The organism is Amycolatopsis decaplanina DSM 44594, from assembly GCF_000342005.1.
Classification (GTDB): Bacteria; Actinomycetota; Actinomycetes; order Mycobacteriales; family Pseudonocardiaceae; genus Amycolatopsis; species Amycolatopsis decaplanina.
Genome location: NZ_AOHO01000058.1, coordinates 320,141 through 342,026 on the forward strand (window position 1 = coordinate 320,141; position 21,886 = coordinate 342,026).

At 66.9% G+C, this 21,886-nt stretch carries 25 protein-coding genes; 12 read left to right on the plus strand and 13 right to left on the minus strand.

Annotated elements, in window-relative coordinates:
* Positions 1-54: 54 nt before the first annotated feature.
* Positions 55-1,194, minus strand: a complete 1,140-nt coding sequence (locus H074_RS20870) for a BMP family lipoprotein (protein WP_007032044.1) — start codon at positions 1,192-1,194, stop codon at positions 55-57.
* Positions 1,195-1,748: 554 nt separating this feature from the next.
* Here H074_RS20870 and sdhC point away from each other — a divergent pair.
* The 5 genes from sdhC to H074_RS39385 all read left to right on the plus strand — a co-directional run bounded on the left by sdhC (position 1,749) and on the right by H074_RS39385 (position 6,332).
* Positions 1,749-2,198, plus strand: coding sequence for a succinate dehydrogenase, cytochrome b556 subunit (sdhC, locus tag H074_RS20875; protein ID WP_083255186.1), 450 nt, complete (start codon positions 1,749-1,751; stop codon positions 2,196-2,198).
* A gap of 2 nt (positions 2,199-2,200) precedes the next feature.
* Positions 2,201-2,620: a succinate dehydrogenase hydrophobic membrane anchor subunit gene (locus H074_RS20880; RefSeq protein ID WP_007032045.1), complete on the plus strand. Its 420-nt coding sequence runs from the start codon at positions 2,201-2,203 to the stop codon at positions 2,618-2,620.
* A 46-nt stretch (positions 2,621-2,666) separates the two neighbouring features.
* Entirely contained in the window at positions 2,667-4,421 is a 1,755-nt protein-coding gene (gene sdhA / locus H074_RS20885) for a succinate dehydrogenase flavoprotein subunit (RefSeq protein ID WP_007032046.1), read from the plus strand.
* Complete coding sequence (locus tag H074_RS20890) at positions 4,421-5,191, plus strand: succinate dehydrogenase iron-sulfur subunit (protein ID WP_007032047.1); 771 nt, start codon at positions 4,421-4,423, stop codon at positions 5,189-5,191. Before sdhA ends, H074_RS20890 begins: the two co-directional genes overlap by 1 nt.
* A 172-nt stretch (positions 5,192-5,363) precedes the next feature.
* Positions 5,364-6,332 carry a hypothetical protein gene (locus H074_RS39385; RefSeq protein WP_085940978.1) on the plus strand — a complete coding sequence of 323 codons (969 nt, stop codon included), beginning with the start codon at positions 5,364-5,366 and terminating at the stop codon, positions 6,330-6,332.
* Between the two features lie 73 nt (positions 6,333-6,405).
* Here H074_RS39385 and H074_RS20895 read toward each other — a convergent pair whose 3' ends face one another.
* Together H074_RS20895 and H074_RS20900 are read right to left on the minus strand one after the other, a co-directional pair.
* On the minus strand, positions 6,406-7,821 hold the full coding sequence (locus H074_RS20895) for a S8 family peptidase (RefSeq protein ID WP_007032048.1): 1,416 nt from the start codon (positions 7,819-7,821) through the stop codon (positions 6,406-6,408).
* 78 nt (positions 7,822-7,899) lie between these two features.
* Positions 7,900-8,154, minus strand: a complete 255-nt coding sequence (locus H074_RS20900) for an SCO4848 family membrane protein (protein WP_085940979.1) — start codon at positions 8,152-8,154, stop codon at positions 7,900-7,902.
* A 43-nt stretch (positions 8,155-8,197) separates the two neighbouring features.
* On the opposite strand from H074_RS20900, the gene H074_RS20905 reads away from it, so the two are divergent.
* Positions 8,198-9,430, plus strand: coding sequence for a D-alanyl-D-alanine carboxypeptidase family protein (locus H074_RS20905; protein WP_007032050.1), 1,233 nt, complete (start codon positions 8,198-8,200; stop codon positions 9,428-9,430).
* 132 nt (positions 9,431-9,562) lie between these two features.
* Positions 9,563-9,799, plus strand: a complete 237-nt coding sequence (locus tag H074_RS20910) for a hypothetical protein (RefSeq protein WP_007032051.1) — start codon at positions 9,563-9,565, stop codon at positions 9,797-9,799.
* A 1-nt stretch (position 9,800) separates the two neighbouring features.
* Here the strand turns inward: H074_RS20910 and H074_RS20915 are convergent, their stop codons facing one another.
* Both H074_RS20915 and trpS read right to left on the minus strand, forming a co-directional pair.
* Positions 9,801-10,823, minus strand: coding sequence for a YhjD/YihY/BrkB family envelope integrity protein (locus tag H074_RS20915; protein WP_007032052.1), 1,023 nt, complete (start codon positions 10,821-10,823; stop codon positions 9,801-9,803).
* A gap of 41 nt (positions 10,824-10,864) precedes the next feature.
* Positions 10,865-11,884 carry a tryptophan--tRNA ligase gene (trpS, locus tag H074_RS20920; RefSeq protein WP_007032053.1) on the minus strand — a complete coding sequence of 340 codons (1,020 nt, stop codon included), beginning with the start codon at positions 11,882-11,884 and terminating at the stop codon, positions 10,865-10,867.
* A gap of 163 nt (positions 11,885-12,047) precedes the next feature.
* On the opposite strand from trpS, the gene H074_RS20925 reads away from it, so the two are divergent.
* A complete protein-coding gene (locus H074_RS20925) occupies positions 12,048-12,794 on the plus strand; it encodes a S1 family peptidase (protein WP_007032054.1) in 747 nt (248 codons plus the stop codon).
* Positions 12,795-13,254: 460 nt separating this feature from the next.
* Here the strand turns inward: H074_RS20925 and H074_RS20930 are convergent, their stop codons facing one another.
* Positions 13,255-13,584: a hypothetical protein gene (locus tag H074_RS20930; protein WP_007032055.1), complete on the minus strand. Its 330-nt coding sequence runs from the start codon at positions 13,582-13,584 to the stop codon at positions 13,255-13,257.
* Between the two features lie 401 nt (positions 13,585-13,985).
* On the opposite strand from H074_RS20930, the gene H074_RS20935 reads away from it, so the two are divergent.
* A complete protein-coding gene (locus H074_RS20935) occupies positions 13,986-14,873 on the plus strand; it encodes a glycoside hydrolase family 19 protein (protein ID WP_007032056.1) in 888 nt (295 codons plus the stop codon).
* Positions 14,874-14,935: 62 nt separating this feature from the next.
* Here H074_RS20935 and H074_RS20940 read toward each other — a convergent pair whose 3' ends face one another.
* On the minus strand, positions 14,936-15,433 hold the full coding sequence (locus H074_RS20940) for a MarR family winged helix-turn-helix transcriptional regulator (protein WP_007032057.1): 498 nt from the start codon (positions 15,431-15,433) through the stop codon (positions 14,936-14,938).
* Between the two features lie 65 nt (positions 15,434-15,498).
* On the opposite strand from H074_RS20940, the gene H074_RS20945 reads away from it, so the two are divergent.
* Positions 15,499-15,999: a cupin domain-containing protein gene (locus tag H074_RS20945; RefSeq protein ID WP_007032058.1), complete on the plus strand. Its 501-nt coding sequence runs from the start codon at positions 15,499-15,501 to the stop codon at positions 15,997-15,999.
* On the opposite strand, the gene H074_RS20950 is transcribed toward H074_RS20945, so the two are convergent.
* The 4 genes from H074_RS20950 to H074_RS20965 form a co-directional block, all read right to left on the minus strand.
* Positions 15,993-16,862: a hypothetical protein gene (locus H074_RS20950; protein WP_007032059.1), complete on the minus strand. Its 870-nt coding sequence runs from the start codon at positions 16,860-16,862 to the stop codon at positions 15,993-15,995. The genes H074_RS20945 and H074_RS20950 overlap by 7 nt on opposite strands.
* Positions 16,863-16,929: 67 nt before the next feature.
* Positions 16,930-17,268 (minus strand): HepT-like ribonuclease domain-containing protein, encoded by a 339-nt coding sequence (locus H074_RS20955; protein WP_007032060.1) that lies wholly within the window; start codon positions 17,266-17,268, stop codon positions 16,930-16,932.
* On the minus strand, positions 17,258-17,566 hold the full coding sequence (locus H074_RS20960) for a nucleotidyltransferase family protein (RefSeq protein WP_007032061.1): 309 nt from the start codon (positions 17,564-17,566) through the stop codon (positions 17,258-17,260). Before H074_RS20960 ends, H074_RS20955 begins: the two co-directional genes overlap by 11 nt.
* Positions 17,567-17,650: 84 nt before the next feature.
* A complete protein-coding gene (locus tag H074_RS20965; protein ID WP_039922982.1) occupies positions 17,651-18,457 on the minus strand; it encodes an exodeoxyribonuclease III in 807 nt (268 codons plus the stop codon).
* Positions 18,458-18,513: 56 nt separating this feature from the next.
* Between H074_RS20965 and H074_RS20970 the strand changes: the two genes are divergently transcribed.
* Positions 18,514-19,257 carry an MBL fold metallo-hydrolase gene (locus tag H074_RS20970; protein ID WP_007032063.1) on the plus strand — a complete coding sequence of 248 codons (744 nt, stop codon included), beginning with the start codon at positions 18,514-18,516 and terminating at the stop codon, positions 19,255-19,257.
* A gap of 60 nt (positions 19,258-19,317) precedes the next feature.
* Here the strand turns inward: H074_RS20970 and H074_RS20975 are convergent, their stop codons facing one another.
* Positions 19,318-19,623, minus strand: a complete 306-nt coding sequence (locus tag H074_RS20975; protein ID WP_007032064.1) for a hypothetical protein — start codon at positions 19,621-19,623, stop codon at positions 19,318-19,320.
* Positions 19,624-19,839: 216 nt separating this feature from the next.
* Entirely contained in the window at positions 19,840-21,063 is a 1,224-nt protein-coding gene (locus tag H074_RS20980) for an NADP-dependent isocitrate dehydrogenase (protein ID WP_007032065.1), read from the minus strand.
* A 249-nt stretch (positions 21,064-21,312) separates the two neighbouring features.
* Here H074_RS20980 and H074_RS20985 point away from each other — a divergent pair, with 249 nt between their 5' ends.
* On the plus strand, positions 21,313-21,822 hold the full coding sequence (locus H074_RS20985; protein WP_235096826.1) for a hypothetical protein: 510 nt from the start codon (positions 21,313-21,315) through the stop codon (positions 21,820-21,822).
* Positions 21,823-21,886 lie beyond the last annotated feature (64 nt).

Genomic DNA, 21,886 nt, shown 5'->3' on the forward strand with positions numbered 1-21,886 from the left:
AACAGGTGAGGGCTCGGAAGGGTCGCCCTTCCGAGCCCTGCTACCTGGTGGAGCTTACTTCTGCGGCTTGTCCGAGACGGTGATCGCCCCGGAGACGATCTGCGCCTTGTACCCGTCGAGGACGTCCTTGATGTCGTCGACCTTGCCACCGGAGGTGGCGTAGCCGATGCCGTCGACCTTGAGGTCGAACCGCTTCGGCAGCGACGACAGGTCGCCCTTCGCCAGCGCGCGCAGGTAGTCGAACACCGCCACGTCGACGCGCTTGAGCATCGAGGTGATGATGACGTCCTTCGACGCCTCGACCGTCTTCTGGTTGTACTGGTCGGAGTCGACGCCGATGGCGAACGCGTTGTTCGACTTCGCGGCCTCGAACACGCCCTTACCGGAGGCGCCGGCGGCGTGGTAGACGACGTCCGCGCCCTTGGCGATCTGGGCGGCGGCCTTCACGTTGCCCTTCGCCGGGTCCTGGAATCCGGAGAAGTCACCGGCCGGGGTGAGGTACTCGTCCTCGATGACGGCCTTGGACGAAGCGGCCTTCACACCCTGCAGGAAGCCGGCCTCGAACTTCTGGATCAGCGGCGTGTTCACGCCACCGACGAAGCCGACGTGGCACTTCTTCGACTTGTAGGCGGCGGCGACACCGGCCAGGAAGGAGCCCTGCTCCTCGGCGAACACCAGCGGCGTGACGTTCGGCGCCTTGACGGAGTCGTCGTCGACGATCGCGAACTGGGTGTTCGGGTACTTCGGCGCGATGGCGCCGACGGCCTTGGCGTAGGCGAAGCCGACCGCGATGACCGGGCTGAAGCCCTGCGAAGCGAGCTGGTCGAGACGCTGCGACTTCGCGGCCTCGTCCTCGGTCGCGGCGGCGGTGCTTTCGGTGACCGACGTGACCCCGAGGTCGGTCTTGGCCTTGTCGGTACCGGCGGCGGCGGAGTCGTTGAAGGACGCGTCGCCACGGCCGCCGACGTCGAAGGCCAGCGCGACCTTGAGCTTGCTGCCGTCGACCTTCTCACCGGCCTGCGCGGAGCTGCTCGACGCGGCCGGCGCGGCGGGCGGCTTCGGCGCCGTCACGCAGCTGGCGGACTGGTCCCCAGAGCTCGCGTTGTTGTTGTTCCCCGCACCCGAATCCTTCGCGCACCCGGCCAGTACCAGAGCACCGGCCAAGGTCGCGGCGGCCAGCGCGGTTCCACGCATGCGACGCAACGTGTGTCTCCCTCCCCGCTGATCCAGCGGATGGTCCGAAGAAAGTGACCCGGCGACACTGCCGGGTTCGACCGAGAGACGGTACCTAACGGCCGCTTTGCCGCCATAGGAAAGGCACGCTACGTAACACAAACGTTTACTCATGAGTCGTAAGCGCGACGAATGGAGTACGCACGGTGATCACAATGGAGTAATCGCAGGCAGCACTCGGCCCCCTGGCCGCAGGAAGCGTCGAAGATCGTCACGCACTGTTCAGAGGCACCCGGCGAGCGGCTCGCGGCGAGCCCCGCGTCCACAGTGGACGAACCGGCGAGTTACCGGCCCGCGTCACTCGATCGTGCGAGGCCCTCGATGTCTGGTCCATCACACAGAGGAACCCGGAGGTGAGCCCACCGTGAGGTGCGGGTCTAGCATCCTGGTATCCACGCTCGATGACCATGATCTCGGCACCGTCGCCGGAGCCGTCCCCAGGTGGACGTCCCGGCGGCAGGCGCGGAAACCAGCGGTCAGCGGGCCCAAGCCATGACGTTGGAGGCCGTTCACCGATGTCCACCACGGCTACGCCTAGCACCGCCACCGAGGCGGGTGCGAGCGCCTCCGCGGGTGCCTCACGCCGGCAGGGGACGTTCTACCGGGGTGACCCCGGTATGTGGTCCTGGGTGCTGCACCGCATCACCGGCGTGCTGACATTCTTCTTCCTTTTCGTGCACGTGCTCGACACCGCGCTCGTGCGCGTGTCGCCCGACACGTACAACGAGGTCATCGAGACCTACAAGACCCCGCTGGTCAACCTCCTCGAGGTCGGCCTCGTCGGCGCGGTGCTGTTCCACGCGCTAAACGGCATCCGGGTCATGCTGGTCGACTTCTGGGAGAAGGGACCGAAGTTCCAGAAGCCGATGCTCTGGACCATCCTGGCCATCTGGGTCGTGGTGATGATTCCGGGCGCGTTCTTCATGATGAAGCGCACCGTCGAGACGCTCTTCGGGGGTAACTGACCATGGCATCCGAAGTCCTCACCCTCGACAAGCCGCGCTCCCCGAAGCGTCCCGCCGCCCGCCGCAGCAACTTCGAGCTCTACAGCTGGCTGTTCATGCGGATCTCGGGCCTCGCCCTGATCGTGCTGGTGCTCGGCCACCTGTTCATCATGAACATCCTCGACGGCGGCGTGCACCGCATCAACTGGGGCTTCGTCGCAGGCCGCTGGGCCTCGCCGTTCTGGCAGTTCTGGGACCTGTCGATGCTCTGGCTCGCCGAGATCCACGGCGGCAACGGGCTGCGGACGATCATCGACGACTACGCCCGCAAGGACAGCACCCGGTTCTGGCTGAAGATCGTGCTCTACGTCTCGATGGTGCTGATCCTCGCCGTCGGCACGATGGTGATCTTCACCTTCGATCCCGGCATCTCGGCCAACTGACGCCCCACCACACACGTGCTCAATTCCTGATAAGCGGAGCATCCCTATGCAGTTCCACAAGTACGACGTGGTGATCGTCGGCGCCGGTGGCGCCGGCATGCGCGCGGCCATCGAATCCGGCCAGCGTGCCCGCACCGCGGTCCTCACCAAGCTCTACCCGACGCGTTCGCACACCGGCGCCGCCCAGGGCGGCATGTGCGCCGCGCTGGCGAACGTCGAAGAGGACAACTGGGAGTGGCACACCTTCGACACGATCAAGGGCGGCGACTACCTGGTCGACCAGGACGCCGCCGAGATCATGGCGAAGGAAGCCATCGACGCGGTCCTCGACCTCGAGAAGATGGGCCTGCCGTTCAACCGGACGCCCGAAGGCAAAATCGACCAGCGCCGCTTCGGCGGGCACACCCGTGACCACGGCAAGGCCGCGGTGCGCCGCGCCTGCTACGCCGCGGACCGCACCGGGCACATGATCCTGCAGACGCTGTACCAGAACTGCGTCAAGCACGGCACCGAGTTCTTCAACGAGTTCTACGTGCTCGACCTGGTCCTGACCCCGGACGAGGACGGCAACCCGGCCGCTTCCGGCGTCGTCGCCTACGAGCTGGCGACCGGCGAGCTGCACGTCTTCCAGGCGAAGTCGATCGTGTTCGCCACCGGCGGCGCGGGCAAGATCTTCAAGACGACGTCGAACGCGCACACCCTCACCGGTGACGGCCTCGGCATCATCTTCCGCAAGGGCCTGCCGCTGGAGGACATGGAGTTCTTCCAGTTCCACCCGACAGGTCTGGCCGGGCTCGGCATCCTCATCTCCGAGGCCGTGCGCGGTGAGGGCGGCATCCTCCGCAACGCCGACGGCGAGCGGTTCATGGAGCGCTACGCCCCCACCATCAAGGACCTCGCGCCGCGCGACATCGTCGCCCGGTCGATGGTGCAGGAAGTGCTGCAGGGCCGCGGGTGCGGGCCGAACAAGGACTACGTCGTCCTCGACGTCACGCACATCCCGGAAGAGACGCTGAACGCGAAACTCCCGGACATCATGGAGTTCTCCCGCACTTACCTGGGTGTCGACCCGGTCACCGAACCGGTGCCGGTGTTCCCGACCTGTCACTACGTGATGGGCGGCATCCCGACCAACATCCACGGCGAGGCGTTGCGGGACAACGAGAACGTCATCCCCGGCCTGTACGCCGCGGGTGAGGTCGCGTGCGTGTCCGTGCACGGTTCGAACCGGCTCGGCACCAACTCGCTGCTGGACATCAACGTCTTCGGCCGTCGCGCCGGCATCGCGGCCGCCGAGTACGCGCTGGCGCACGAGCACATCGAGCTGCCGGAGAACCCGACGAAGGTCGTCGAGGACCAGCTGTCGCTGCTGCTGTCGGAACACGGTGACGAACGCGTCGCCGACATCCGCACCGAGCTGCAGAAGACGATGGACTCGCACGCTTCGGTGTACCGCACGGAGGACACGCTGAAGCAGGCGCTGACCGACGTGCAGGCGCTGAAGGAGCGGTACGGCCGGATCACCGTGTCCGACAAGGGGAAGCGGTACAACACCGATGTCCTCGAAGCCGTCGAGCTGGGCTTCCTGCTCGAACTCGCCGAAGTCCTGGTCGTCGGAGCCCTCGCGCGCAAGGAGTCCCGCGGCGGGCACGCGCGCGAGGACTACCCGAACCGCGACGACACGAACTTCATGCGGCACACCATGGCCTACAAGCAGGGCGAAGGCCTGTCGGCGGACGTCCGCCTCGACTACAAGCCGGTGACCTTCACCCGCTACGAACCGATGGAGCGGAAGTACTGATGACCACGGCCACCCCCGAGAAGTCGGAGGCCGTGTCCTCCGACCACACGCCGATCACCGTCACGCTGAAGATCCTCCGGTTCAACCCCGAAGTCGACACCGAGCCGCACTGGGAGTCCTACGACGTCCCGGCGCAGCGCACCGACCGGCTGCTGAACCTGCTCTTCTACGTGAAGGACTACATCGACGGGACGTTCTCTTTCCGGCGCTCGTGCGCGCACGGCGTCTGCGGGTCCGACGCGATGCAGATCAACGGCATCAACCGGCTGGCGTGCAAGGTCCTGATGAAGGACCTGCTGGAGACCGGTGGCAAGAAGACCACCATCACCATCGCGCCGATCAAGGGCCTGACGACGCTCAAGGACCTTTACGTCGACATGGACCCGTTCTTCGAGGCGTACAAGGCTGTGAAGCCGTACCTGATCGCCTACGGGAACGAGCCCACGCGCGAGCGGATCCAGTCACAGGCCGACCGCGACCGGTTCGACGACACGACCAAGTGCATCCTGTGCGCCTGCTGCACGTCCTCGTGCCCGGTGTACTGGAACGACGGCTCGTACTTCGGCCCGGCCGCGATCGTCAACGCGCACCGGTTCATCTTCGACTCGCGTGACGAAGGCGCCGAAGAGCGGCTCGACATCCTGAACGACTCCGAGGGCGTTTGGCGCTGCCGGACGACGTTCAACTGCACCGACGCCTGCCCGCGCGGTATCCAGGTGACCAAAGCGATCCAAGAAGTCAAACGCGCTCTGCTCTTCAAGCGCGTCTGACGCTCCTGCTGTCAAGTACTGCGCAAGTCCGTGAAGGCCTCCTTGAGGGACTCTGGGTCCCTCAAGGAGGCCTTCACGGACTTCTGGGGAAGTTATCCACAAGGGGTCGGTTATCCACAGGGCGGCGAAATGCGTCTGGTGATCGTGGTGCCGTCTGACCCACGCTGCGATCATGAACAAGCGCGGCAGGTGGGCTGAGCACCCCGAACTGCTCCAACAACGCAGTCGTCAGGGCGTCATCAAGGCCACGACCTTGGAATCGCTCGACATGAGCAGCAAGGTCATCTACCGAAGATGCCTTCCCGGCGGCCCCTGGCAACGCCTGTTACCAGGGATAATTCTTCTGCATCAGGCTTCCCCGACAGTCGAAGAACGGGTGATCGGCGCCCTGCTGCACGCGGGCCCACGTGCGCTCGTGACCGGAGTGGAGGCCTGTCGCCGACATGGTCTCCGCCCTCGCGAACTACCTCCGGACGACGACATTCACGTCCTCATCCCCCACGAACACAAAGTCCGTAGCGCTGATTTCGTGACTGTCGAGCGAACCCGTCGTTTACCGGAACCGCGAATCCGCGACGACGTACCACTGGCTCCGCTAGTTCGTGCGACCACTGACGCCTGTCGGCGCCTGCGGACGGTCGAACCTGTCGGTCGGCTTCTCGTCGAGGCTATTCAGCGCGGCCGGTGCTCACCCGAAGCGCTCGCCCATGAACTGAACACAGGCACGAAGCGGGGCACGGCGATTCCCCGCCGAATCCTCGGCGAGTGGAAGGATCTCTACTCCGTAGCGGAGGCAAGGGCGAAGATCCTGAGCCGTAGCCTCACATTCCAGCCGAGCCACTGGAATCCGGATATCTGTGACAGCCGTGGCGAATACATCGGCCGTCCTGATGCCTGGTGGGATGACGTCGCACTCGCGTGGGAAATCGACTCGTTCGACTTTCATTTCTACCGCGAGGACTACAGGCGAACGGTCTTACGCAATACACGCTACGCAACCGCTGGGATCACCGTCGTACAGACCTTGCCTTCTCAACTGATGACAGACCCCGCCGGGGTTCTGGCCGAACTGGAAGCGGCTCATCTCGCCGCCTCCGCACGCCCCCGCCCACCCGTCAACCTGATCTCCCGTGCCGCTTGATAGTCCGTGAAGGCCTCCTTGAGGGACCCTGGGTCCCTCAAGGAGGCCTTCACGTACTTGACAGAGGAAGGGCCTACTTCACCGCGTCCAGCGCGTTGACACGGCCGTGCCCGTAGTACGAGTTGTCCTTCGCCGCACCTTCACAGACCGGCGCCGCGGTGCCGCACTCGACCGCGTCGGCCTGATGCTCCAGCAGCCAGGTCAGCAGCCGCGGCGGAGCGTGGCGGTAGCGGGACGCCAGCAGCGCGGCGACACCGGCGGCGTGCGGGGACGCCATCGAGGTGCCGCACTTGGTGCCGTAGGCGCCGTTGAAGATGGTCGACAGCGGGCAACCCGCGCCCTGTCCGGCGGGCGGCAGCTGGGCGCGGTCACCGCCGGGGGCGGTCACCTCGATCTGGCCGGCGCCGAAGTTGCTGTAGGACGACTTCGTGCCCGCATAGCCGATGGCCGAGACGGTCACGACGCCTTCGATCGCCTTCGGCAGGATGCCGCAGCTCGAGTCGACGGGGTGCGGGCGGTTCGGGTCGGTGGTCTGCTTCGTGACGTCGAAGCCGCTGTTGCCGGCGGCGGCGACGTTCAGCACGCCACGGCCGGTCGAGTAGACCACCGCGCGGCGGACGGCCTCGTACGCGGCCGCGTCGCCCGGCTCCTTCGAGCAGTAGAACATGCCCGGGTCGATGTAGTAGCTGTTGTTCGTGACCTGGAAGCGGTGCTTCGCCGCCCACATGAACCCGCACACCGCGGCCTCGGGGAGGATCAGGCCCTCGTCGTTCACGACCTTCACCGACGCCAGCTTGACGCCGGGCGCGACGCCCGTGAAGCCGCGCTCGGTGTCCTTGCCCGCGATCGTGCCGGCGACGTGCGTGCCATGGTCGGAGTTGGTGGGCGCCCAGGCGGCGGGCGTGGTGTCGGGGGCGCCGCTGTTGCAGCCGGCCGACACGTTCGGGTCCAGTGCCGCCTTCAGCGCGGGGTGGGTGGGCTCGATCCCCGAGTCCAGCACGCCGACGGTCACCGAGCGGCTGCCACCGTAGACCTTGTTCGCCTCGGGAGCCTGGATCGCCCGCATGTCCCACTGCTGGGCCGACAGGTCCTCTTCGACGGCGACGCTGGTGGTCTCTTCGCTTTCCTTGGTGTCGACCACGGCGGAGCGGGTCGCCCGGGCGGAGGCCGCCGGCGGGAACGCGACGTCACGGCCGCCCGAGTAGGCGCGGAAGACGCCGATCTTCGCCTGGAAGTCGGCGTTGCGCGAGGTCGCCACCGCGACCCCGATCTCCGGGTAGTACGCGACCTTCTCGCCGCACTTGGCGCGCAGCTCGCTGTCGACCTTGCGCTCCGGGGTACGCGGGTCGTAGAGCACCACGTAGTTGAACGGCGCGCTCGCGGTGTCGCACTGCGGTGCGGGCGCGGCGCTCGCCGACGGGGCCGCGAACACACTTCCCGCCGCCGCCGCGACGAGCGCGGGGACGAGCAGGCGTCTGATCCGGGACATTCCACCTCCATGATTCGGTGGAGTGAACGTAAGCGAGCCGGAGCCCGCCCACCACCGTCAAAAGGACGACAAACCTGATCAGGCGTCAGCCTTTTCCGCGTCCCGTGACTTGGCGCCACGAAGCGTGCGCAGACCGATGAATCCGATGATGGTGCCGAGCACGAACGAGACGACCGTCAGCACCGCGTGCACGATGAAGTAGGCGGTGGGCGAGCCGTCGGCGGCCCAGGCGCGGTCACTGTCCCAGAGGTTCTTGGCGAACGTGATCCAGATGATCCACGACCACACGCCGAAACCCAGCAGGAACATCGAAGTACCTCGCGAAATGCGCATGCCCCTGAGTATGCAGCGAGCCCGGCGACGCTACATTGCTCGGGTGCACAGCGCTATCTCCCGGTCGCTCCTGGTCCTCGTTTCCGGTGTGCTCGCCCTCGCGGTGACGCCGGTGGCCACAGCCGCTCCGAAGCCACCAGCCCAGGCGCAGCCGTGCGCGAACAAGACGACGCCTCCCGCGCCGATCGACACCTCCGAGAAGCCGCGCCCCGGCGAGGCGGTGCCGGCGCCGTTGCCTGTCCCGCCGGTCCCGGTGGGCGGCGACCGGATGGCCGAATGCGGGCTGGTGCTCCCGAAGCGTGCCCTGAACCCGCCGGAGGGCGACACCTCCGCGGCATGGGTACTCCAGGACCTCGACAACGGTGACGTCATCGCGGCGAAGGACCCGCACGCCCGCCAGCGGCCGGCGTCGCTGATCAAGGTCCTTCTCGGACTGGTCGTGGTCACCGAACTCCCGCCGGAGAAGGTCATCACTCCGACCAAAGAGGACGCCGAGCAGGAGTGCACCTGCGTCGGCATCGCCGCCGGCGGTCAGTACACAGTGGACCAGCTGTTGCACGGACTGCTGATGCACTCCGGCAACGACGCGGCGCACGCGCTCTCCACCGTGCTCGGCGGCACCGACGCCACGGTCGCGAAGATGAACGCGCTGGCCACCCGCATCGGCGCCACGGACACCCGCGCCGCGACGCCGTCCGGGCTCGACGGCCCGGGCATGTCGACCTCGGCCTACGACATGAGCTTGATCTTCCACTACGCGATGAAGAAGCCGGAATTCGCGCAGGTGGTCAAGACCAAGAGCTTCGAAATCCCGCCCACCGCGGGAAAGCCGGTCATCACGATCTACAACGACAACAAGCTCCTCGGCTCCTACCCCGGGTTCATCGGCGGCAAGACCGGCTTCACCGACGACGCGCGGCACACCTACGTCGGCGGCGCGCTCCAGAACGGCCACCGGGTCGCGGTCGTGATGCTTCGCGCCGAGCAGCGCCCGACGCGGGTCACGGAACAGGCCGCGAAGCTCCTCGATTACGGCATCGCGCTGCGCGAGGCCAAGGCCGAACCGGTGGGGCGCATCGAATACCGGTCTCCGGAAACCGCGGACCCGGCCAAGCCCGCGTCGGACGCCGACGGCGCGGCGAACAGCGGCGCAGCGGCCGCGGCCGAAGACCCGTTCGGGGTGACCGGCTGGATCATCACGCTGGTCGTCTTCCTGATCATCGTGGCGTCGTTCGTCATCGGTCACCAGCGCAAGAAGGCCATGGCCGGCGAATAGGAGACCCGGAAAGCGAAATCGGCGGACAGCGGCGGCCGCGACCGCTACCCTTCGGTCTCCACCCGCGCACCGTTCGGGGGACGGTCGTGGGTGTCCCCGATTTCAGGTACTCATTTCCGAGGTGTTTCTTCCATGCAGAGATTCGCGTTCTTGTTCATCCTGCTCGGTTTCGGCTCGGTCGCGCTGACCTACACCGACCGTCAGTTCATCCTGTTGATGTGGGCCGAGGACTACCAGCCGGTGCTCGGCATCGTCGTCGGCGTGCTCGGTGTGGCCATGCTCGTCGCGGGCCTCGTCCGCGACAAGAAGGCCGCGCAGGCGCAGCCGGCACCGGTCGCGCGGCAGGCTCCGCAGGAGCCCGGCCGGTAAGTCACGACTTTCTGCGACCGAACCAGCCCAAAAGCGCGCCGGTCGCGAAAGCCCCGCCGACGGCCGCGGTGCCCGGCCCCTGCTGGACGGTCACCCTCGGGTGGATCAGCACCGGGGCCGGCGGCTCGATGACCGTCTGCTGGTTCTCCTTCGCTGTCGCTGTCCACGCGGTGACGAACAACAGGAACCGCGAAACGAGGTTCGCGAACACGAGCAGACCGATCACGGGGCCGAACAACGTGAACGCCGGTGATTTCGTGACACTGCCGAGGTAGACGGTCGCGGCCTGCTGGAGCACGACGAACCCGACCGCGGCGAAGATCGCGCCCTTGACCGCGCTGCGCAGCGCGACATGCTCACGAGGCAGCCTCGCGATGACCCACAGGAAGACCAAGGTGTTCGCGAGCAGTCCGAGCAGGATCGTCGCGACCTTCAACAGGAACACGGCCCAGGTCTGGTTCTCGAGGCCGACCAGTTCGAGCAGGAACCGCCCGACGCCGCTGCCCGCGGCGGTGAGGCCGAACGAGATCACCAGCGCGACACCGAGCCCGACGAGTGACAGCAGGTCCTTGATGGTGGTCGAAACCAGTGGGAGCTTCTGCTTTTCCTGACCCCATTGAGCGGTCAGCGCGTCTCGTAGGTTCGACATCCAGCCGACGCCCGAGTACAGGGCGAGCAGGAGACCGAACACCCCGATACCGCCGCCGGAGTCCAGCGCCGCCTTGATGATGCTGCCGACGAGATCGCTCAATCCCTCCGGGACCGACTTCTTGATGCCGTCGACGAGCTGGTTCGTCACCACCTGGTCGCCCGCCAGCACGATCTTGATGATCGCGAAGGCGACCATCAAGATCGGGATCACCGAAAGCACACTGAAGTAGGTGATGGCGGCGGCGTAGTGGTTGCCGTAGCGCTCGGTGAAGGCGTCGTTGGCCCGGATGAGGTGATCGAGCCAGCCGTACTTCCGCCTCAAGCGCGGTAACAGCTTGTCCTCTTCCGGCTTCGCGCCGTCATCTTTCGCCACCGTCGAACGTTAACCACACCGCGACGACCTCGCAGCGCGAATCAGCCTGCCGGGGGAAGGAACCCGATGTTCTCGTAGACGTTCCGCAAAGTCACCGAAGCGACTTCCCTGGCCCGTTGCGCACCGAGCGCCAAGACCTTGTCGAGCTCGGCGACGTCATCCAGATAGGACTGGACGCGCTCCTGCACCGGTGTGACCCACTCGACGAACGCCTCCGCGACACCCTTCTTCAGATCGCCGTAGCCCTTGCCCTCATACGAGTTCTGAAGTTCGGCGACCGGCTGGTCGGTCAGCGCGGAGAGGATCGTCAGCAGGTTCGAGACGCCCGGCTTGTTCTCGGCGTCGAAGACGATCTCGCGGCCGGTGTCCGTGACCGCCGAGCGCACCTTCTTCGCCGACTTCTTCGGGTCTTCGAGCAACTCGATGAGGCCGTTGCCGGTCGACGAGGACTTGCTCATCTTCGCGGTCGGGTCCTGCAGGTCGTAGATCTTCGCCGTGTCCTTGACGATATGCGGCTCCGGCACGGTGAAGGTCTTGCCGTAGCGGTTGTTGAACCGCTGCGCGAGGTTGCGCGTCAGCTCCAGATGCTGCCGCTGGTCCTCACCGACGGGGACCTCGTTCGCCTGGTACAGCAGGATGTCGGCGGCCTGCAGGACCGGGTACGTGAAAAGGCCGACGCTGGCGCGATCCGTGCCCTGCTTCGCGGCCTTGTCCTTGAACTGCGTCATCCGGCTCGCTTCGCCGAATCCCGTCTGGCACTCCAGCACCCAGCCCAGCTGGGCATGCTCGGGCACCTGGCTCTGGACGAACAGCGCGCTGCGGGCCGGGTCAACGCCGAGCGCGAGCAGCTGCGCGGCCGAGCGGCGCGTGCGATCGCGCAGCACCTTCGGATCCTGCTCGACGGTGATCGCGTGCAGATCGACGACCATGTAGAAGGTGTCGTGGGTGTCCTGCAGCCGCACCCATTGCCGCAGCGCACCCAGGTAGTTGCCCAGGTGGAACGAGTCGGCGGTCGGCTGGATCCCGGAGAGCACGCGCGGGCGCTTCTGTTCGTCGGACACGCCCGGATTCTGTCAGGCCACGCCGCGGCGGGTCATCCGGCCTCGCCCCGGCCGAACGGCCTAAACGGTTAAACGCCACATACTTCCGACGGTTCTGGGCACGGTGTCCGATTCCTAGCGTTCATGGCACCGGATCTTCCGGCCACACCGAAGGAGAACCCAGATGAAGGCACGATCCCTGCTGATGGGCTTGGCCATCGCGGCTGCGGCCGTGTTCACGCTCCCCGGAGTCGCGGCGGCGGCCGAGCCCACCGGCGGCGTCCAGCCGAACATCGTCGGCGGCGGCAACGCGACCCAGGTCTACTCGTTCATGGTGTCCCAGCAGTCGAGCTCCGGTGGGCACCAGTGTGGTGGCTCACTGATCAGCTCGACCTGGGTGGTCACCGCGAAGCACTGTGGAACGCCGTACCAGGTGCGCGTCGGGACCACGAACCGCACCAGCGGCGGCACCGTGGCCCGCGTGGCCCAGCGGATCGCCCACCCGAGCGCCGACCTGGCGCTGCTGCGGCTCTCGACGTCGGTTTCGCAGGCGCCGGTCACGATCGCCGACTCGTCCGGGGCCGTCGGCACCGCGACGCGGATCATCGGCTGGGGCCAGACCTGCGCCCCGCAGGGCGCCTGTGGAGCCCCGATCACCCTGCAGGAGCTGAACACCTCGATCGTCGCAGACAGCCGGTGCCTCGGCATCAACGGCGCCAGCGAGATCTGCACCAACAACCCCAACGGGAACTCGGGTGCCTGCTACGGCGACTCGGGCGGCCCGCAGGTGAAGCAGGTCAACGGTGTCTGGCAGCTGGTCGGCGCCACCAGCCGCGCCGGGAACAACAGCAGCACCTGCGCGACCGGGCCGTCGATCTACGTGGACGTCCCCTACTTCCGCAGCTGGATCCGCACCAACGCCGGCGTCTGATCCGGCTCCCGCGTCACCCCACCGTCCCCGGGGACGACGCGGGCCCAGCCGGTTCAGCAAGGAACCGTGCGGAAGTTCGAAGAGCCGCTCCAGCAGCGCGACCGCCTTCAGGGAGTCGCACCGCTCGGGGCGGCTTCTTCCTGTCCGCCAGTAGCTCAAGGTCGCGACACTGACCCGGACCCCTTGCTGGGCGAGCCGGTGCCGGATCCGGTCGAGCCCGAGACCGCTGTCCGTGATCGCCCGGTCCAAGGCACGGGGGAAGGGGTCACCGGGCCGGCTGCGACGCCGCGTCACCGTCATGGACCCGAGCGTGGCGATCAGCGGGCGGCTAAACAATCCGGGCCGGACTAGGTGTACCTACCCAAGAAATCCGCCGACCTGCGTTTAGCCCCCTAATCGCGATCCCGGGCGCGCGTCGCGTTCAGCGGGCTAAACGCGATCCGGGCCGGGGAGGCGCAGGTCAGGGGCGCTGCTGGCGGGTGAGGGCGTCGTCCGCCAGCACCGCCTCGGCCATCGCGGCGACGTGCGGGGTGGCGGGCTGGGCCGGGGCGACGGGAGCAGGGGCGACCGCCGCCGCGCGAGCCTTCCGGCGCTGACGGAACACACCGAAGGCCATGCCGACGATGCCGAGCGCGACGGCGATCAGGCCGACCGGCCCCAGAAGACCGAACGCCATCTCCGAGCGCGACGTCGAGTCCGCGGCCGACGCCGGGACGGCGCCCGCGACGAGCAGCGCGACCGGGATCGCGACGACCGCCGCGGCCCTGGCCGCGGGCAGGGACGATCGCATCAGGAGATGAACTGGGTTCCGCACCGGAGTGCCTCCCGTGACGTGACTTTGCCGAACCGGAACGCTAACCCGAACGAGTGAGCATTTCCAGGTTACTGGTCAAAAAACTACCGAGCGTGTCAAGACCTGTGAGTTCTGATCAACTCGGGGCACGAGACTAGCCCCTCACAAGGGGGGTCTTTCGAGCACCCCTCTCCTCAGAGTTGCCGTACGCGAAATCGGTTTCCGACAAAACCGGACAGGGGTTAGGCCATTCGACTGTCACACGCGGCCGAACAGGCCCGATCCGACTTTCCCCGGTTGGTTTCTTGTCCGCAATGGTCTATACCTGTTGGCCATACCCCTTAAAAGGTATAGACCAATAACTCCCTGCCTGGTCCCCTCGTACGAAGGAGCCACCGATGTCTCTTCGACGTATTGTCGCGGCGGTCGCCGCCACCTTCGCCGCCACCACGGTCGCCGTGGTCGTCCCGACCCAGTCCGCCTCCGCCGCGGACTGCGTGGCGCCGTGGAACGCGAGCTCGGTCTACTGGGGCGGCAACACCGCGTCCTACAACGGACACAACTGGTCCGCGAAGTGGTGGACGCAGAACGAAACCCCCGGTACAGCCCAGGTCTGGGCCGATCAGGGCGCCTGCGGCGGTGGTACGACCAACCCGCCGAACCCATCCGGCTTCGTGGTCAGCGAGACCCAGTTCAACCAGATGTTCCCGAGCCGGAACCCCTTCTACACCTACAACGGCCTGGTCACCGCCCTGAGCGCGTACCCGGCCTTCGCGGGCACGGGCAGCGACACCGTGAAGAAGCAGGAAGCCGCGGCCTTCCTGGCGAACGTCAGCCACGAGACCGGTGGCCTGGTCCATATCGTCGAACAGAACGAGGCCAACTACCCGCACTACTGCGACACGAGCCAGTCCTATGGCTGCCCGGCGGGCAACGCCGCGTATTACGGCCGCGGCCCGATCCAGCTGAGCTGGAACTTCAACTACAAGGCCGCCGGCGACGCACTGGGCCTGCCCCTGCTGACCAACCCGTGGCTGGTGCAGAACGACGCGGCGGTCGCGTGGAAGACCGGCATCTGGTACTGGATGACCCAGAACGGCCCCGGCACGATGACCCCGCACAACGCGATGGTCGACAGCCGCGGCTTCGGCGAGACCATCCGCAGCATCAACGGGAGCATCGAGTGCAACGGCGGCAACCCCGCCCAGGTGCAGAGCCGCGTGAGCAAGTACCAGCAGTTCACCGGCATCCTCGGCGTCGATCCCGGCGGCAACCTGTACTGCTGATCCTTCCAGGGAACTGAAGGGGCCCTTCACCGCATGTGACGCGGCGAAGGGCCCCTTCAGCTTTAGTCGAGGGACGCCAGCAGCCGGCGCAGCGAAGCGTCCAGGACGCCGAGGTCCTCGCCCAGCGGCGAGAGCAGCTTCGCGACGTTCGCCGTGTGCTCGGTCATCGCGGCGTCGACGACTTCGAACCCGCGCTCGGTCAGCGTGACCCGGAAGCTGCGCCGGTCTTCAGGATCCAGCGCCCGTTCGACCAGCCCCGCCGACTCCAGCCTGTCGATCCGGCTCGTCATCCCGGCCCTGGACATCATCAGCGTGGCGGACAGCTCGGACGGGGTCAGCGTGTACGGCTTCCCGGACCGCCTGAGTGCCGCGAGCACGTCGAACTCCCCTTGTTTCAAGCCGTGTTTCGCGAACACGGCTTCCACCATCGGCGTGGTCAGCATCGCTACGCGGCCGAGGCGCCCGGCGACCCCGATCGCGGTCAAGTCCAGTTCCGGCCGCTCGCGCTGCCACGCGCCCACGACCGCGTCGATCGCGTCCACGTTTTGTTCTTCGCTCACGGCCGCAGTCTATTCGACGGGAGATAGTTTGACAGCGAACTATCAGCAGTGGAACTATCGTGGGCATGACCCAGCGCATCGAAGCCCGTGAACCCGTCCTCGTCCGCGCCGCCGAAGCCGAGACCGTCGGCGCGGCCCCCACGCTCGTCACACTGCTCGCCGATGTCTCGACCACAGGCGGAGTCATGAGCAGCGCGAGAACACAGTTGGGTGTCGGCGCCGATGGGGCGGCGCCGCACTACCACACCGGCTCCTCCGAGATGTTCTTCATGCTCGAGGGAAAGCTGGAAGTCCTTGTGGGAGAAGAGATCGTCACCGTTTCCGAAGGCGACATGCTCGTCGTGCCACCACTGACCACACACGCTTTCCGCGCGGCCGTGGACTCGTCGGCGGACGTCCTGATCGTGTTCATCCCCGGCGTGGAACGGTTCGACTACTTCCGCCTGCTGGAAAAAGTCGGGCACGGCGAGGCGACTGTCCAGGATCTCCTGGACAGTCAAGAAAAGTTCGACAACCACTTCGTCGAGAGTCCAGTGTGGACGGAAAGCGCGAAGTCCCGTCAGTAACCGCGCGGCGGGTACCCCGGCGGCGGCCCATACGGCCCCGGCGGTGGATATCCCTGGGGCGGATAGCCGGGTTGCGGGTATTGCGGCGGCGGGTACTGCTGGGGTGGATATCCCGGATGCTGCGGCGGATACGGCGGCTGACCGTACTGCGGCGGGGGCGGGTACTGCTGCGGATATGGCTGCTGCGGGTACTGGGGCTGCTGCGGCGGCGCGGCGGGCTGCCCGCCGCCGAGGTGGAACGGCAGCAGCGACACCAATTGCGCGAGCCGGCCCAGCGTCGAAAGCACCTCGTCCGGCTTGGTCCGGCCGAAGGTCGGATGCTCGACGTAGACGAGTTCCGCGCCCACCAGCGACCAGGTGTGCAGCTTCGACGAGCGCATCATCGCGGCGACCTGCGGCGTCAGCACTCCGACCGCGACGTTCGGGTCGGTGTCGATCAGCTTGTACCAGCGGTTGAACTTCCGGTCCGCGGTGGCGGGCTCGGGGTACCGCTCGACGTCCCAGGCGGATTCGATGCTCGACACGATCTGGAAGTTCGGCATCGGCGCGGGCAGGGTGACGACCCAGACCGTGTCGATCGAGATCGTGTCGAGCTCGTTGACCTTCTTGTTGGTCCACCGCGTGTGCACGCTCGTGACCGTCGGGCGGCGGTGGTAGTCGAAGACGCTGAACCGAAGCCCGTTGTACGCGCCGCTCAGCGCGCCGAACGCCATCCGCTTGTCCCCGCGCTGGTTGAACGGCAGCACCGTCCATCGTTCCAGCAGGTTCGGCGCGTCCGGGCTGAACTCCCACCCGTACTGGCCGGACATCGCGTAGCGCTCGGCGTTCGTCGCCTCGATACGCCTGGCTTCGTTCGTCTCCATCGCAACCCCCGGATCTCCTGTGCGCAGGTTATCCGGAGTAGGTCGCCGTCACCGGCGCGTGGTCGGTTCAGGCATCTTGCAACCGCCGCAGAACGCCGATCAACCCAGGAAGCCGCTCAGTGAGCACCTGCCACACCAAGGCATCGTCGACCGTTGCGTAACCATGGATGAGAATGTTGCGAAATGCGACGATACGCCCCAGGTCAGGCACTTGCGCCGCGAGATCACCATCCACCTTGGACAGCTGGTTCAGCGCCTCACCGATGATTTCGAACTGTCGCTCTACCGCCGAGCGCAGCATCGCGTTCGACTGGTAGGCATCGAAGTCTTCGCCCTCGCTGAACTCGCTCAGCAACTCAGCCGCCCTCAACGCATCCCAAAGGTAAGCGCGAGCGTCACGCCGCATAGAGAAGCTCCCGGGTTTCCAGCACCTGCTGCTTGAAGTACGGATTGCGAATGCTGGTCACGCTGACGAGATCGACCGGGCGACCCAGCACCCGCTCAAGGCCTTCCTTCAGATCGAAGTAAGTACCGAAGTAGTCGAACCCTGGCCCCGCGTCGAACTCGACAAGCACGTCGACATCGCTCGACACCAGGTCGAACCTGTCATCCACGGCGGAGCCGAACAAGTCGAGGCGGCGCACTGAGTGAGTTCGGCAAAGCTCCTCGATCTCACGTTTCCTGAGTTCGATCGACTCGTGCACGGCCACCTCCTGAGCCTGATTGTGCCCGACCCGATCCCGGAGGTCACGTTGAACGACCGTGGCGTCCAGGATCGGGTCGGATGCTCAGTTCGAGTACGTCGCCGTCACCGGCGCGTGGTCGGACCAGCGCTGGTCATAGGACTCGGCGCGCTCGACCACGACGGAGGTGCACCGCTCGGCCAGGCCGGGGGTGGCGATCTGACAGTCGATGCGCCAGCCCGTGTCGTTGTCGAACGCCTTCCCGCGGTACGACCACCAGGTATACGGGCCGGGGCCTTCCGGATCGAGCTTGCGCTGTACGTCGACGTAGCCGGCCTCGCCGAAGACGCGGCCGAGCCACTCCCGCTCCTCCGGCAGGAAGCCCGAGCTCTTCTGGTTCCCGCGCCAGTTCTTCAGGTCGGTCTTGTCGTAGGCGATGTTCCAGTCGCCCACGACGACGACCTCACGGCCGCCTGCCTCGGCCTTGGCGCGCAGGTCGACGAGATACGGCAGGAACGCCGCCATGAAGCGCTCCTTCTCGTCCTGACGCGGGGTCCCGACGTCGCCGCTGGGCAGGTACAGGCTCGCGACCACGACGTTCGGCAGGTGGATCTCGGCGTAACGGCCGCTGTCCTCGAATTCGGGCTCGCCGAAACCGATGCGGACCTCTTCCGGCTCCGCCCGGCTGAAGAGCATGACGCCGTTGCGCCCTTTCTGCACCGACGGCGCGTGCACCACGTGCCAGCCTTCGGGCGCGGCGGCGCCGGCCGGGAGCTCCTTGAGCTCGGCCCGGACCTCCTGGCAGGCGACGACGTCGGCCTTCGTCGAGCCCAGCCATTCGACGAAGCCCTTTTTCGCGGCGGCACGGAGGCCGTTGACATTCACGGTGGAGACGGTCAGCACCCATCGCACGCTACCCGGAGGGTCCGACAGAACCGGCAGGGCGTTCGTTCTGGGAGACTGCGCGCATGAGCGAGCTCATCGTGCTGGGCAGCTGCGGCGCCTGGCCGGAACCAGGCCGGGCCTGCGCCGGCTTCCTCCTGGTCCACGAGGGCTTCAAGGTCGTGCTCGACCTCGGCTACGGCGCCGCGTCACGCCTGTTCGAACACTGCCCCGGTGGCCGGGTCGACGCGGTGGTGGTGACGCACGAACATCCCGATCACTGCGCCGATGTGAGCGCGCTCGGCCGGGCCCGCGCCTACGGGCTGCCGGACGAGCCGAGGATCCCGCTGCACTGCACGCCCGGCACGGTGCGACGGCTCGAAGCGATGGAACCGCGACCTCATCCGACGACGATCTTCGACGTGCGCGAACTCGGCCCGCCGCGCGAGCTCGGGCCGTTCCGGATGACCACGTTCCTGCTGCCGCACCACGTGCCGAACTACGGAGTCCGGCTGACCGCGCCCGGGCTCACCGTCGCCTACACCGGCGACAGCGGGCCAAGCCCGATCCTCGCGGAGCTGGCGCGCGACGCGGACCTGCTCATCGCCGACGCCACGCTTCAGGGCCCGTCTCCCGACGAGACGCCGCGCCTGGTGTCGACGGCGGGCGAGGCCGGGTACTGGGCCGAGCGCGGAGGAGCCCGGCGGCTGCTGCTGACCCACTTCTGGCCCGGTTCCGACCGCGAGATCTCGGTGGCCGAAGCGCGGAAGGAGTTCAGCGGCGAGGTGCTGGCGGCCGCGGAAGGCACCCACTTGCGTTTAGCGGGCTAACCGCGATCCCGCAGCTCAACGCGCCTGTCGCGGTTAGCGGGCTAAACGCGAACCCGCAGGTCACGGGCCGCATTTGGCGCCTTGGACCGGGGGCGCGAACTCGGCGGAGACCCACTTCCCCTCGGCGATCTTGCGGAAGCCGTTCTCGACCACCGGCTGCGCGTCGATCTTCGCGTCCTTGACGTACTTGCCGACGATCTTCTGCCCGCCCGGGGCGTCGCGTGCGTTGAGCACGTCGGCCGTCACCACGACCTGGCAACCGGTCGGGCTCGACGCGCTCGACTCCCTGTCCTGTCCCGAGATGGCGACGACGACGATCAGCGCCAGTCCGCCGCCGATGAACAAGACCGGTTTCGAGATGGCCATGATGGTCACTCCTCGAACAAGGGAATCGTTTTCTGTCTGGACCAGAGTGGCAGAAGCCGGGGCGGCCGCCCAGATCCCGGATTGCCAACCACCCGGAGGCGCCAACCCCGATCGGTCACGTGCTACCCACGGTCACGACGCGGGCGGAAGTACGTGAAGGCCCCCTTCACTGCGTCTAGCGCAATGAAGGGGGCCTTCACGTACTTACAGCGAGGCTCAGCCCTGGGCGATCTTCTTGGCCAGGTTGGTGTCCAGCGTCGCGAGGAACTCCTCGGTGGTCTGGAACGGCTGGTCCTTGCCCACGAGCAGCGCGAGGTCCTTGGTCATCTTGCCGCTCTCGACGGTCTCGATGACGACCTGCTCCAGCTTGTTCGCGAAGCCGATCAGCTCCGGGTTCGAGTCCAGCTTGCCGCGGTGCTCGAGACCGCGGGTCCACGCGTAGATGGACGCGATCGGGTTGGTCGAGGTCGGCTTGCCCTGCTGGTGCTGGCGGTAGTGCCGGGTCACCGTGCCGTGCGCGGCCTCGGCCTCGACGGTCTTGCCGTCCGGGGTGCGCAGCACCGAGGTCATCAGGCCCAGCGAGCCGAAGCCCTGCGCGACCGTGTCGGACTGGACGTCACCGTCGTAGTTCTTGCAGGCCCAGACGTAGCCGCCCTCCCACTTGAGCGCCGCGGCGACCATGTCGTCGATGAGGCGGTGCTCGTAGGTGATGCCCTTGGCGTCGAAGTCGGTCTTGAACTCCGCGTCGAAGATCTCCTGGAACACGTCCTTGAACATGCCGTCGTAGGCCTTGAGGATCGTGTTCTTGGTCGACAGGTAGACCGGCATCTCGCGGTCCAGGCCGTACTGCAGCGAGGCGCGGGCGAAGTCCTCGATGGACTTGCGGTAGTTGTACATACCGATCGCGACGCCGCCGCCCTCGGGGTACTGCGCGACCTCGAACTCCATCGGCTGCGAGCCGTCGGCCGGCGTGTAGGTCAGCGTCAGGGTGCCCGGGCCGGGGACCTTGAAGTCGGTGGCCTTGTACTGGTCACCGTGGGCGTGACGGCCGATGATGATCGGCTTCGTCCAGCCGGGGACCAGCCGCGGGATGTTGTTGATGATGATCGGCTCGCGGAAGACGACGCCGCCGAGGATGTTGCGGATGGTGCCGTTCGGGCTCCGCCACATCTTCTTCAGGCCGAACTCCTCGACACGCGCCTCGTCCGGCGTGATCGTGGCGCACTTGACGCCGACGCCGTGCTTCTTGATCGCGTTGGCCGAGTCGATGGTGATCTGGTCGTCGGTGCGGTCCCGCTCCTCGATGCCCAGGTCGTAGTACTCGAGGTTGAGGTCCAGGTAGGGGTGGACCAGCTTGTCCTTGATGAACTGCCAAATGATGCGGGTCATCTCATCGCCGTCGAGCTCGACGACGGTGCCCTGGACCTTGATCTTGGCCATGAGCAGCGGTGCTCCTTCCGCGGATCTTCGCGTTCTTCTTCAGTCTCTCCGGTAGCGGTACAAGCGTACTGCTTAACGGTCCTGGATGGTTCCGGTAGTGGTCGGTATCAAGTCTCCACGAGGCAGATGTGTCCGACGTCACCCGGTCGTACGACGGCCATCCGGCCGTCACGGAACGACGGCGACCGCGTCATCATCGAACCGCACTCCACTTTCGGCACAGCCGGCCATCGGAAGGGCGGTACCTCCATGTCCACCAACCCCTACGCCGTGCCGCCGCACGAGCAGCCCGCGGTGCCGGAGCCTTACCTCCAGCCCAGGCAAAGCGGCCGCACGGTGCCTCGCGTGATCAGCGGGCTCGGCGGTGTCCTGCTCACGCCGGTCGGGCTCGGCCTGACGATCTACGGCGGCTCGCGACTGCAGCGGGGTTTCTCGCAGTCGTTGTCCGTCGGCGAAGACCCGCTCGGCGTGATCCTGCTGGTCCTCGGTGGCCTCCTCCTGCTCGGCGTCGCGCTCCTCGGGGCGCTGTCCGGGCTCGGGCCGGCGGCGGGCGGACTGCTGTGGGGTGTGCTGCCGGGTCTGGCGTTCATCTTGAGCCCCCGCGACGTCATGAGCTTCATCTACGACATCGGGGGCAGCGAACTCGGCGTCGGCCTGGCGACCTGGCTGGTGATGGGCGCGCTGGTCGGGAGCGGTTTCCTGCTGATCGGGGCCGGCCTGGTCGGCACCCTCTCGCGGCGCCGCTCAGATCGCGTTTAGCGGGCTGAACGCGCTCTGCGGAGATCGAAGTGAACCGAAGGGGGCTGACGTCCGTAGTCCGGTT